This window comes from Roseicella frigidaeris, assembly GCF_003258945.1.
GTDB classification, from domain to species: domain Bacteria; phylum Pseudomonadota; class Alphaproteobacteria; order Acetobacterales; family Acetobacteraceae; genus Paracraurococcus; species Paracraurococcus frigidaeris.
On the sequence record NZ_QLIX01000003.1, the window covers coordinates 106689 to 117796 of the forward strand.

Genomic DNA, 11108 nt, shown 5'->3' on the forward strand with positions numbered 1-11108 from the left:
CGACTACAGGGTCAAGGCGATGGAAGACGGCGGCCTCGGCATCGGCGCGCTCGCCCGGGCGACGGGCACCACGGTGGAGACGATCCGCTACTACGAGCGGACCGGGCTGCTGCCGCCCCCGCCCCGGACCGGCGCGGGCTACCGGCGCTATGGCGCGGCGGCGCGGGCGCGGCTCGGCTTCGTGCGGCGGGCCCGCGAGCTCGGCTTCCCGCTCGGCCGGATCCGCGCCCTGCTCGACCTCGCCGACCAGCGCGAGCGGCCCTGCGCGGCGGTGGATGCCATCGCCCGCGAGCACCTGGCGGCGGTGGAGCGCAAGCTCGCCGACCTCGCCGCGCTGCGGCGGGAGCTGGCGGGGCTGATCGAGCATTGCGGGCACGGCACCGTCTCGGAGTGCCGGATCCTGGAGGCGCTCGGCCCGGGGTGAGAGGCCGGCGCCATTCCCCGCCGCGCCGAACCAGCCTGGACCATGCTCCAGGCCGTTGCTTGGTCGCGTGATCCACGCCTTTCGGTGATTCCACCTCGAGCGATCACGCTCTAGTCTCGCGCAATGAACCGCCCGCCGCCCCCCGGCGCCTCCATCGGTGCCCCTCGCGGCACCCCGCGCGGCCCTGCCCCGGCGCGGCGCGGGCTGCTCGCCCTGCCCGCCCTCCTTGCCCCTGGCCTGCCGGCGCGGCCCGCCCGGGCGGCGCCGCTGCTGCGCGTCGGGTCGAAGAACTTCACCGAGCAGCTCGTGGTCGGCGAGCTCTTCGCCCAGGGGCTGGAGCGGGCGGGGGCGCGGGTGGAGCGGCGGCTGAACCTCGGCGGCACCGCCATCGCGCAGCAGGCGCTGGTCGCGGGCGAGATCGACCTCTACCCGGAATATACCGGGACCGGGTTGGGCGTGGTGCTGAAGCAGCCGCCGGAGGGCACGGCCGAGGCGGTGCTGGCCAAGGTCCGCGCCGGCTACGAGCGGGCGTTCCACTGCACCTGGCTCGCCCCCTCGGGCATCGACAACGGCAATGCGCTGCTGGTGCTGCCGGCGACGGCGGCGCGGCTCGGCCTCGTCACCCTCTCCGACCTCGCCCGCGCCGCGCCCGGGCTGACGCTCGCCGCCGGCAACGAGTTCGCCGACCGCTCGGACGGGCTGCCGGGGCTGCAACGGGTCTATGGCATGCGCTTCGGCCGCTTCCGGCAATTCGCCGCCCTCGGCCTGCGCTACGCCGCGCTGCAGCACGGCCAGGCGGATGTGGTGAACGCCTATGCGACCGACTGGCAGATCGCCGTCGGCGGCTACACGGTGCTGCGGGACGACCGGCATCTCTGGCCGCCCTACCAGCTCGCCGCCGTGGTGCGGCAGGCGGCGTTGGCGGAATGGCCCGGCCTCGCCGCGCCGCTCGAGCGCATCGGCGCCCGGCTCGACAACCGGGTGGCGCAGGAGCTGAACCGGCAGGTGGACCAGGATGGCGACGAGCCGCGCGAGGTGGCGGCGCGCTTCCTGGCGGCGCAGGGCCTCGGCTGATGCGTTGGACGGTCCGCAACCTCGATCTCATCGGCTGGGCGGTGCTGACGCATCTCGGCCTGGTGCTGGCGGCGCTCGGCCTCGCCCTGCTGGTGGCGCTGCCGGCCGGGCTGCTGGTGGCGCGGCACCGGCGGCTGCGGGCGCTGGTGCTGGGCGCCGCCTCGCTGCTCTACAGCCTGCCGACGCTCGCGCTCTTCGCCCTGCTGGTGCCGGTGCTCGGCCTCGGCGTCCCGCCGGCGCTGCTCGCCCTCGTCACCTATGCCGTGCCGGTGCTGCTGCGGTCGCTGGTCGCCGGCCTCGCCGCGGCGCCGCCCGCGGTGCTGGAGGCGGCGACGGGGATGGGGCTGACGCCGGCGCAGCGGCTCTGGCGGGTGGCGCTGCCGCTCGCCCTGCCGGCGCTGCTCGGCGGCCTGCGCGTCGCCACGGTGACGCTGGTCTCGGCGGCGACGGTCGCCGCCTATATCAGCGCCGGTGGGCTCGGCACGCTGATCCTGACCGGGCTCGACCAGGGGCATACCGAGAAGATCCTGGTCGGCGCCGGCCTCGTCACGCTGATCGCGCTGCTGCTCGATGCCGGGCTCGGCGCGGTGCAGCGGCGGCTGCCGGCGCTCGCATGATGGAGGCGATCGCCGGCGGCGCCGCCTGGCTCGGCAGCCATCCCGGCGCCTTCCTTGGCGCGGTGTGGGAGCACCTGCTGCTCTCCCTCACCGGGCTCGGCATCGGCATCGCCATCGCCCTGCCGGCCGGGCTGCTGGTGGCGCGCCGGGCGCGGCTGGCCGAGGCGGCGATCGCCCTCGCCGGGGGCCTGCGCACCATCCCGAGCCTCGCCGTGCTGGCGGCGCTGCTGCCGCTGCTCGGCGTCGGCTTCACCCCCTCGGTCGTCGCCCTCGCCCTGCTCGCCCTGCCACCGGTGCTGGTGAACACGGTGATCGGGCTGAACAGCGCCGATGCGGCGGCGCTGGAGGCGGCGCGCGGCCTCGGCCTGGGGCGCTGGCAGCGCGCCTGGCAGGTGGAGCTGCCGCTGGCCGCGCCGCTGGTCTTCGCCGGCCTGCGCATCGCCGCGGTGCAGGTGGTCTCGGCCGCGGCGCTCGCCACCTTCATCGGCGGCGGCGGCCTCGGCGACCTGGTGACGCAGGGGCTGGCGCTGCTGGACACCGGGCGGATGCTGGTCGGCGCGCTCGCTATCGCCCTGCTGGCGCTCGCCACCGAGGCGGGCCTCGGCCTGCTGGAACGCCGCCTCCACCGCCGGATCGAGGGCGCATGATCGAGCTCGAGGGGCTGACCAAGCGCTGGCCCGGCGCCGCCGCCGCCGCGGTCGAGGAGCTGACGCTCTCGGTGCCGGAGGGGACGAGCTGCGCCCTGATCGGCCCCTCGGGCTCGGGCAAGACGACGACGCTCCGCATGGTCAACCGCCTCATCGAGCCGAGCGGCGGGCGGCTGCGCATCGGCGGCGAGGATGCGCTGCGCCTGGACCCGGTGCGGCTGCGGCGGGGCATCGGCTACGTCATCCAGGAGGTCGGGCTGTTCCCGCACCGGAGCGTCGCGGAGAACGTGGCGACGGTGCCGCGCCTCCTCGGCTGGGCGCCGGCGCGCATCGCGGCGCGGGTGGAGGAGGTGCTGGCCATGGCCGGGCTCGACCCCGCCCGCTTCGCGGCGCGGCGGCCGCACCAGCTCTCGGGCGGCGAGCGGCAGCGGGTCGGCGTCGCCCGGGCGCTGGCCGGCGACCCGCCGGTGCTGCTGATGGACGAGCCCTTCGGCGCGGTCGATCCGGTGGTGCGGGCGCATCTGCAGGAGGAGGTGCTGCGGCTGCTGAAGCAGCTCCGCAAGACGGTGCTGATCGTCACCCACGACCTCGCCGAGGCGGTGCGGCTCGGCGACGCCGTGGCGGTGATGCGCGACGGGCGGCTGGCGCAGCACGCGCCGGCGGCGGAGCTGCTGGCGCGGCCGGCGGATGCGTTCGTCGCCGGCTTCCTCGGCAGCGACCGCGCCCTGCAGCGCCTGGCGCTGCTGCCGGCCGAGGGGGCGGCGACGGCGCAGGCCATGCTGGGGGAAAGCCTGCCGGGGGAGCGCCTGCTGGAGGAAAGCCCGATGGGGGAAAGCCTGCCGGCGGGCGCCTCGCTGCGCGACGCGCTGGCCGCCATGCTGGCGCGCGGGGTGCGGGCGGTGCCGCTGGCGGATGGCCGGGCGGCGACGCTGGACGGGGTGCTGGAGGCGGCGCGGCGCGGGTGACCGGCGCCGCGCAGACGGATCACGCCGAGGCGGCTGGCGAACCAGATGGCAGGATGGATGCGGAAGGCCCGCCTGGCGTCCATCTCCGCGACATCGTCGCGGCATTGATCCCGTCGCGCGTGGCGCGCCCGAGAGGATTTGAACCCCTAACCCCCAGATCCGAAGTCTGGTGCTCTGTCCAGTTGAGCTACGGGCGCCTGGGCACGAGGCCAGAGCATTGCCAAGTCTGGCAGAGATGGGCCGGGCACAAAAGCCCGGGGCAACGCCGCCTCATCCGGGCAAGGCGCGCGCCACGGATGGTCGAGGCGATGACGACGACCAGGGCGCGCCCGAAAAGGGCCCGGGCATCACGGTCCCGCCTCTCCGACCGACGCCCCATGCCGGCCCGTGACGGCGGCCATGCCGTGGATCGGGGGCGTTCCTCAGGCTGGGCTCCCGGCCGCTTGGCCGCGGCAGAAGCGGCGCTCCGGGCGGAGCAGGCCGAGATGATCCCGCAGCATCCTGCCCTGGTACCGGCGGCGGAACAGCCCGCGGCGCTGCAGCTCCGGCACCACCGCGTCCACGAAGTCGTCGAAGGCGCCGGGGAAGTAGGGCGGCAGGATGTTGAACCCATCCGCGGCCCCCGTGGTGAACCACTCCTCCAGCGTGTCCGCCACGTCGGCCGGCGTTCCGCAGAGGACCCAGTGGCCGCGCGCCGCGGCCGTCAGGTTGTAGAGGTCGCGCAGCGTCATGCTCTCCCGCCGCGCCTTGGCCAGCATGGTGCGCGCGAAGCCGTGCGAGGTGTCGGGCAGCGGCAGGTCCGGCACCGGGCCGTCGAGCGGGTAGGCCGACATGTCCGTCCCCAGGCGGTTCGACAGCATCGACAGGCTGTTGCTGTCCGTGACGAAGCCCTGCAAGACATCGAGCTTCGCCCGCGCCTCCGCCCGCGTGGCGCCGAGGACGGGCATGACGCCGGGCAGGACCGAGAGCGCCTCCGGCCGGCGGCCATACCGGGGCAGGCGGGCCTTCAGCGCGGCATAGGCGGCGCGCGCCTCGTCGAGGTCCTGCACCACGGAGAAGACGAGGTCGGCGCTGCGGGCCGCCATCTCCTGCCCCGGCTCCGAGGCGCCGGCCTGGATGATCACCGGCTGCCCCTGCGGCGCGCGGCCGATGTTCAGCGGCCCCGCCACCTCGAAATAGGGGCCCTTGTGGTCCAGGCGGTGGACCTTGGCGGCGTCGATGTAGCGCCCGGTCTCCCTGTCCGCGAGGATGGCGTCGTCCTCCCAGCAGTCCCACAGGCCGCGGACCACGTCGATGAACTCCTCGGCCACCTTGTAGCGCTCGGCATGCGGCGGGTGGCGGCGGCCGAAATTGGCGGCGGCGCCGGCGCCCGAGGTGGTGACCGCGTTCCAGGCCGCCCGCCCGCCGCTGAGATGGTCGAGCGAGGCGAAGGCGCGGGCGACGGTGTAAGGCTCGCCATAGGTGGTCGAGGAGGTGGCGCCGAGGCCGAGATGGGTGGTGGTGGCCGCCAGCGCCGCGAGCATCGTCACCGGCTCGAACCGCACCGTGAAGGAGGGGTGGGCATTCGGGTCGGCGCTCAGCCCGTCGCCGAGGAACAGGAGGTCGAAGAGGCCGCGCTCGGCGGTGCGGGCGATCGCCTGGATCACGGGCAGGCTCTGGAAGCTGTCCGCGGCGCCGGGATAGCGCCAGCCCGCGACGTGATTCCCGGTCCCCAGGACGAAGACGCCGAGATGCATCTGCCGATCGGACATGGTCCCTCATCCTGCCCGTCCCCGGTGACGGCTGCCGGTGGTCTTGCGAAGGCCATGCCAGGCCCCGCGACGACCATGCCGGACTCGGCCGCGGCGCGGCTGGCCCGAGTCTTGCTGCCCCCGCGCCGGGACCGGACCGGACACGAGGGGCCGGGCATGAAGGGGATGACATCGATGGAGATCACGCGACGGGGCGGCGCGGCGATGGCCCTCGCCACCCTGATGGCCGCGGCCCCGCGCGCCCGGGCCGCGACGCCCGGCCTGATGGTCCGCTCCGACGGGCAGCCGCAGAACCTGGACCCGCACCAGGTCTTCGACGTGCCGATGATGGGCTACGCCCTCAACACCTATGACGGGCTGCTGCGCTACCAGGGCAGCCCGCCGACGCTCGAGCCCTGGCTCGCCGTCGACCACACCGCCTCGGAGGACGGGCTGGACTGGGCGTTCAGGCTGCGGCCGGGCGTCGCCTTCCATGACGGCAGCCCGCTGACGGCCTCCGACGTGGTCTACAGCTTCCGGCGCGTGCTGGCCCTCGGCAAGGCGCCGGCCAGCGCCTTCCTGCCCATCCTGAAGCCCGAGAACGTCACCGCCCCGGACCCGCTGACGGTGCGCTTCCGGCTGGACCGTCCCTACGGCCCCTTCCGCGCCGCCATCCCCATCGTGGCCATCGTCAACGAGCGGATGGTGCGCGCGAACGAGCGCGGCAACGACTGGGGCGCCGCCTGGCTGGCCGCAAACGAAGCAGGGTCGGGCGCCTATGCGTTCGTTCCGGGCAGCCTGACGCCGAACGAGCGCCTCGACCTGCAGCGCCACGAGGGGCATTTCCTCGGCTGGGCCGACAACCCCTCGCCGGTCGCGCGCATCGCCATGCGGACGGCGCGCGAGACCTCGACCGGGGTGCTCGGCCTGATGAACGGCTCGATCGACTTCACCGACAGCTACCTGCCCACGGACCAGGTGGAGCAGATCCAGTCCAGCCGCATCGCGCGGGTGGAGCGCCACTCCTCCCTGCGGACCTTCGTGATCCGCATGAACAATGCGCGGGCGCCCTTCGACAACGTCAATTTCCGCAAGGCGATGGCGCATGCCTTCAACTACGACGGCTTCATCCGCGAGATCCTGAAGGGCTATGCCGACCGCAATCCCGGCCCCATGCCCAACCCGCTCTGGGGCGCGCCGAAGGACGCGGCCGGCTACGCATACGACCTGGGCAAGGCGCGCGACTTCCTGCGCGCCGCGCAGGCGGAGGGGGTGAACCTCCGCCAGCCCATCCGCATCCACATCCAGTCGCAGCTCGAGCAGACCAACCAGGCCGCGCAGCTCTTCCAGAGCGACCTGCAATCCCTCGGCGTCAACCTGCGGATCGTCAGCGACACCTGGGCCAACATCGTCACCGCCACGGGCTCGGCCGAGACCGCGCCGGACATGTGGATCCACTGGGTCAGCACCTATTTCGTCGATCCCGAGAACTGGGTCGGGCAGATGTACGACAGCCGCTTCCACGGCACCTGGAAGGCGTCCTCCTACTACAGGAACGCGGAGGTGGACGCCCTGCTGGCCCGCGCCCGCGGGCTGGTGCGGCAGGAGGACCGGGCGCCGCTCTACGAGGAGGCGACGCGCCGGGTGATGGCGGATTGCGCGGATATCTGGGTCTACAACACCGTGGAGCTGCGCGGCGTCTCCAACCGCCTGGCCAATTACCGCTTCTGCCCGGTGGGCAGCGGGGCCGAGATGCGCTGGCTGCGACTGAAGGGCTGAGGCGGCGAGGATGCCCGGCTTCATCCTGCGGCGGGCGCTGCTGGTCCTGCCCTCGCTCTTCGGGCTGCTGGTGGTGTGCTTCCTGCTGATCCGCCTCATCCCGGCGGACCCGGCCGTGGCGCTGGCCGGCGACAACGCGACGCCGGCGCAGATCGAGGCGATCCGCCGCAGCTACGGGCTGGACCAGCCCCTGCCGGTGCAGTTCGGCCGCTACCTGATGGACGTGGCGCGGCTCGATTTCGGCACCAGCCAGTTCTCCGGCCGGGCCGTGGCGGAGGACCTGGCGCAGCGGCTGCCGGCGACCCTGGAGCTGACCGTCGCCGCGCTGCTGCTCGGCGTCGGGCTCGGCATCCCGCTCGGCGTGCTGGCGGCGGTGCACCATAACCGCTGGCCGGACTTCCTGCTGCGGGTGGTCTCCGTGGCCGGGATCGCGGTGGCGGCCTTCTGGCTGGCGATCATGCTGCAGATGCTCTTCGCCATGCGGCTCGGCTGGCTGCCCCTGCGCGGGCAGATCAGCGCCGGCGTGACGCCGCCGGCGGGGCCGACGGGCTTCCTGACCCTCGATTGCCTCCTCGCCGGGCGCCTCGACCTGCTGGCGGATGCGCTGCGGCACCTCGTCCTGCCCGCCGTCACCCTCTCCCTCGGCGGCCTGGCGACGATCACCCGCTTCACCCGCGCCGGGGTGCTGGACACGCTGCAGAAGGATTTCGTCACCTATGAGCGGGCCGTCGGCTATCCGCGCGGGCGGCTGATCTGGCTCTACGTCCTCCGCAACTCCGTGGTCGCCACCGTCACCCAGATCGGCCTGCTCTTCGGCGGGCTGATGGCGGGGGCGGTGGTGGTGGAGTCCATCTACGACTGGCCGGGCATCGGCAGCTACACCGTGCAGGCCATCCTCACCGCCGATTCCAAGGTGATGCTGGCCGTCACCCTGCTGATCGGCCTGATCTACGCCGTGGTGAACATCCTGACCGACCTCGTCCACGCCCTGATCGACCCGCGGCTGCGGGAGACGCGCTGATGCTCGTCCTCCGCAAATTCCTGCGGGACATCCCCGCGGTGGCGGGCGCGCTGATCGTGCTGCTGGTGCTGCTGCTGGCGATCCTCGGCCCCTGGATCGCGCCCTATCCGGAGGATGCCGCCGCCTCCCACCTGCTGCGCCGCCTGCGCCCGCCCAGCGCCGCCTTCCCCTTCGGCACGGACAATCTCGGGCGCGACATCCTCTCGCGCGTCATCCTCGGCGCGCGGGGGGCGCTGACCGTCTCGCTGACCGTGGTCGCCGCCGCCATGGCGATCGGCGTCCCGCTCGGCCTCGTCGCCGGCTATGCGCGCGGCGTGGTGCCGGAGCTCATCATGCGGGTGACGGATGTCTTCCTCGCCCTGCCGCAGCTCATCCTCGCCCTCGCCCTGGCGCAGCTCCTCGGCCCCTCGGTCGAGAGCGCCATGCTGGCCCTCACCCTCACCTACTGGCCCTTCTTCACCCGCATCGTCCATGCCGAGACCCAGCGCCTGCGCGGCGCCCTCTTCGTGGACGCGCTCCAGGGCATCGGCGCCTCCACGCCGCGGATCCTGTTCCTGCACATCCTGCCCAACGCGCTCTCGCCGATCATCGTGCGCGCCACCATCGGGCTCGGCTTCACCATCCTGGTCGCCGCGGTGCTCGGCTTCCTCGGCATGGGCGCCACGCCGCCCGATCCGGACTGGGGCCTGGCGGTGGCGCAGAGCCGGGGCTACCTGCCCAATGCCTGGTGGTTCGCCACCTTCCCGGGGCTGGCCATCCTGGTCGCGGTCCTCGGCTTCAACCTGCTCGGCGACGGGCTGCGGGACCTGGTCGATCCCCGGCTGCGGCGGTCCCGCTGATGCCGGTGCCGACCCTCGCCGTCGAGGATCTCCGCGTCGCCATCCGCGGCGACGAGGGGGTGGCCCGCATCCTCGACCACATCGCCTTCCGGCTGGAGCCGGGGCGCATCCTCGGCGTCGTCGGGGAATCCGGCTGCGGCAAGTCCACCCTCATCCGCGCCATCCTCGGCATCCTGCCGCAGGGGGCGGCGATCGGCTCGGGCCGCATCCTGTTCGAGGGCGAGGACCTCCTCGCCTTCTCGCAGGCGGAGCTGAACCGCAGCGTGCGCGGCAGCCGGATCAGCTTCATCCCGCAGGACCCCTATCTCGCCCTCAACCCCGTCTTCACCGTCGGCGCGCAGATGCTGGAGGTGATGCGGCGCCACCGCCCGGGCGCGCCGCGCGAGCACCGCGCCCACCTCGTCCGCCTGCTCCGCCGCGTGCAGCTCCCGGACGCCGAGGCGGCGCTGGACCGCTACCCGCACCAGTTCTCCGGCGGCCAGCGCCAGCGCCTGCTGATCGCCGCCGCCCTGGCCTGCGCGCCGCGCCTGATCGTGGCGGACGAGCCGACCACCGCCCTCGACGTCACGACGCAGCAGCAGATCCTGCTGCTGCTGCGCGAGCTGGTGGAGGAGATGGGCCTCGCCATGCTCTTCGTCACCCACGACCTCGGCGTGGTGGCGGAGCTCTGCGACGAGGTCTGCGTCATCTATGCCGGCCAGTCCGTGGAGACGGGGCCGGCGCGGGCCCTGCTGGACGCGCCGCTGCACCCCTATGCCCGCGCCCTGCTGGCCTGCCACCCCGACCGCGCCGAGGGCTTCCTCGGCATCCCCGGCGCGGTGCCCTCGCCGCTGCGCGCCCCGCCGGGCTGCCGCTTCGCCCCGCGCTGCGCCCAGGCGCGGGAGGCCTGCGCCAGCCGCGCGCCGCATCCGCGCCGGGCGGCGCCGGGGCGGATGGTGGACTGCATCCTCCACGACCCCGCGGCGGTGCCGGCGTGACCCCGATCCTCGAGGTGCGGGAGCTGGCGGTGGATCTCGGCGGGCGCCGCCGCTGGCTGCGGCCGGACCTGCCGCCGGTGCGCGCCGTGCGCGGCGTCAGCCTCTCCCTCCGCCCCGGCGAGGTGCTCGGCCTGGTCGGCGAATCCGGCTGCGGCAAGACCACCCTCGGCCGCACCATCCTCGGCCTGCAGCGCGAGAGCGGCGGCGAGATCCGCCTCGACGGCGCCGTGGTCAGCGGCCTCGCCCCGCGCGAGGCCCGGCGCGCGCGCAACGCCATCCACTACGTCCACCAGGATGCCGGCGCCGCGCTCGATCCCTGGTGGAGCATCGGCCGGACCCTGGAGGAGGCGCTGCTCGTCCAGGGGGTGCGCGACCCGGCCGAGCGCCGCGCCCGCATCGACGAGGTGCTGGCCGCCGTCGGCCTCGACGCCACCGCCCGGCCGCGCTACCCGCACGAGTTCTCCGGCGGCCAGCTCCGCCGCGTGGCGCTGGCGCGCATCCTGGCGCTGCGCCCGCGCGTCGTGATCCTGGACGAGCCGACCTCGGGCCTCGACATGTCGGTGCAGGCGATGGTGCTGAACCTGCTGGGCACGCTGCGGCGCCGCTACGGCCTGACCTACCTCTTCATCTCGCACGACCTCTCCGTCGTCCGCCGCTTCTGCGACCGCGTGGCCATCATGTATCTCGGCCGCGTGGTGGAGCTGGCCACGGCGGCGGAGGTCTTCGCCCGGCCGCGCCACCCCTATACGCGCGCGCTCCTCGCCGCCTCGCCCAGCCTCTCGCCGGAGGCGCGGCCGCCGGCGCCGATCCCGGCGGGGGAGCCGCCGAGCGCCGCGCGCCTGCCCCCCGGCTGCGCCTTCTCCCCGCGCTGCCCGCATGCCCAGGCCCCGTGCCGCCGGACGGACCCCGCCCTGGCGCCGGACGGGCGCGGCGAGACGGCCTGCCTGCGCTGGCGCGAGATCGCCGCCGACACGATGCTGCCGGCCTGAGCCCTGGTGCGCGAAGGACCGACCCGCGGCCCGCAGGGCCGAGCGC

At 74.3% G+C, this 11108-nt stretch carries 11 protein-coding genes and 1 tRNA gene; 10 read left to right on the forward strand and 2 right to left on the reverse strand.

Annotation, left to right across the window (positions count from 1 at the left end):
• The first annotated feature begins 19 nt into the window (after nucleotides 1–19).
• From DOO78_RS05895 to DOO78_RS05915, 5 genes are all read left to right on the forward strand, one after another.
• Entirely contained in the window at nucleotides 20–424 is a 405-nt protein-coding gene (locus DOO78_RS05895; RefSeq protein ID WP_111468819.1) for a MerR family transcriptional regulator, read from the forward strand.
• Between the two features lie 123 nt (nucleotides 425–547).
• Nucleotides 548–1498 carry a glycine betaine ABC transporter substrate-binding protein gene (locus tag DOO78_RS05900; protein ID WP_111468820.1) on the forward strand — a complete coding sequence of 317 codons (951 nt, stop codon included), beginning with the start codon at nucleotides 548–550 and terminating at the stop codon, nucleotides 1496–1498.
• The gene (locus tag DOO78_RS05905) at nucleotides 1498–2115 is read left to right on the forward strand and encodes an ABC transporter permease (protein ID WP_111468821.1); all 618 of its coding nucleotides are present in this window, start codon (nucleotides 1498–1500) and stop codon (nucleotides 2113–2115) included. Before DOO78_RS05900 ends, DOO78_RS05905 begins: the two co-directional genes overlap by 1 nt.
• Complete coding sequence (locus DOO78_RS05910; protein ID WP_207802805.1) at nucleotides 2112–2762, forward strand: ABC transporter permease subunit; 651 nt, start codon at nucleotides 2112–2114, stop codon at nucleotides 2760–2762. The genes DOO78_RS05905 and DOO78_RS05910 overlap by 4 nt, the downstream gene beginning before the upstream one ends.
• A complete protein-coding gene (locus DOO78_RS05915) occupies nucleotides 2759–3727 on the forward strand; it encodes an ABC transporter ATP-binding protein (RefSeq protein ID WP_111468822.1) in 969 nt (322 codons plus the stop codon). Before DOO78_RS05910 ends, DOO78_RS05915 begins: the two co-directional genes overlap by 4 nt.
• 120 nt (nucleotides 3728–3847) lie before the next feature.
• Here DOO78_RS05915 and DOO78_RS05920 read toward each other — a convergent pair.
• Nucleotides 3848–3924 (reverse strand) — tRNA-Arg (locus DOO78_RS05920).
• A 225-nt stretch (nucleotides 3925–4149) separates the two neighbouring features.
• Nucleotides 4150–5478, reverse strand: coding sequence for an LLM class flavin-dependent oxidoreductase (locus DOO78_RS05925; RefSeq protein WP_111468823.1), 1329 nt, complete (start codon nucleotides 5476–5478; stop codon nucleotides 4150–4152).
• A 174-nt stretch (nucleotides 5479–5652) separates the two neighbouring features.
• On the opposite strand from DOO78_RS05925, the gene DOO78_RS05930 reads away from it, so the two are divergent.
• From DOO78_RS05930 to DOO78_RS27390, 5 genes are read left to right on the forward strand one after another with little or no spacing between them, the layout of a single operon-like run.
• A complete protein-coding gene (locus DOO78_RS05930; protein WP_123060005.1) occupies nucleotides 5653–7236 on the forward strand; it encodes an ABC transporter substrate-binding protein in 1584 nt (527 codons plus the stop codon).
• Between the two features lie 10 nt (nucleotides 7237–7246).
• Nucleotides 7247–8257 carry an ABC transporter permease gene (locus tag DOO78_RS05935; protein ID WP_111468825.1) on the forward strand — a complete coding sequence of 337 codons (1011 nt, stop codon included), beginning with the start codon at nucleotides 7247–7249 and terminating at the stop codon, nucleotides 8255–8257.
• Complete coding sequence (locus DOO78_RS05940) at nucleotides 8257–9096, forward strand: ABC transporter permease (RefSeq protein WP_111468826.1); 840 nt, start codon at nucleotides 8257–8259, stop codon at nucleotides 9094–9096. The genes DOO78_RS05935 and DOO78_RS05940 overlap by 1 nt, the downstream gene beginning before the upstream one ends.
• Nucleotides 9096–10073: an ABC transporter ATP-binding protein gene (locus tag DOO78_RS05945; protein WP_111468827.1), complete on the forward strand. Its 978-nt coding sequence runs from the start codon at nucleotides 9096–9098 to the stop codon at nucleotides 10071–10073. The genes DOO78_RS05940 and DOO78_RS05945 overlap by 1 nt, the downstream gene beginning before the upstream one ends.
• Nucleotides 10070–11062 carry an oligopeptide/dipeptide ABC transporter ATP-binding protein gene (locus DOO78_RS27390; protein ID WP_165838748.1) on the forward strand — a complete coding sequence of 331 codons (993 nt, stop codon included), beginning with the start codon at nucleotides 10070–10072 and terminating at the stop codon, nucleotides 11060–11062. Before DOO78_RS05945 ends, DOO78_RS27390 begins: the two co-directional genes overlap by 4 nt.
• The last annotated feature ends 46 nt before the right edge of the window (nucleotides 11063–11108 follow it).

Coding starts and splice junctions, on each gene's coding strand:
- DOO78_RS05925 (WP_111468823.1), bottom strand. CDS start 5,478: ATGTCCGATCGGCAGATGCATCTCGGCGTCTTCGTCCTGGGGACCGGG.
- DOO78_RS05900 (WP_111468820.1), top strand. CDS start 548: ATGAACCGCCCGCCGCCCCCCGGCGCCTCCATCGGTGCCCCTCGCGGC.
- DOO78_RS05905 (WP_111468821.1), top strand. CDS start 1,498: ATGCGTTGGACGGTCCGCAACCTCGATCTCATCGGCTGGGCGGTGCTG.
- DOO78_RS05895 (WP_111468819.1), top strand. CDS start 20: ATGGAAGACGGCGGCCTCGGCATCGGCGCGCTCGCCCGGGCGACGGGC.
- DOO78_RS05915 (WP_111468822.1), top strand. CDS start 2,759: ATGATCGAGCTCGAGGGGCTGACCAAGCGCTGGCCCGGCGCCGCCGCC.
- DOO78_RS05935 (WP_111468825.1), top strand. CDS start 7,247: ATGCCCGGCTTCATCCTGCGGCGGGCGCTGCTGGTCCTGCCCTCGCTC.
- DOO78_RS05930 (WP_123060005.1), top strand. CDS start 5,653: ATGGAGATCACGCGACGGGGCGGCGCGGCGATGGCCCTCGCCACCCTG.
- DOO78_RS05940 (WP_111468826.1), top strand. CDS start 8,257: ATGCTCGTCCTCCGCAAATTCCTGCGGGACATCCCCGCGGTGGCGGGC.
- DOO78_RS05945 (WP_111468827.1), top strand. CDS start 9,096: ATGCCGGTGCCGACCCTCGCCGTCGAGGATCTCCGCGTCGCCATCCGC.
- DOO78_RS05910 (WP_207802805.1), top strand. CDS start 2,112: ATGATGGAGGCGATCGCCGGCGGCGCCGCCTGGCTCGGCAGCCATCCC.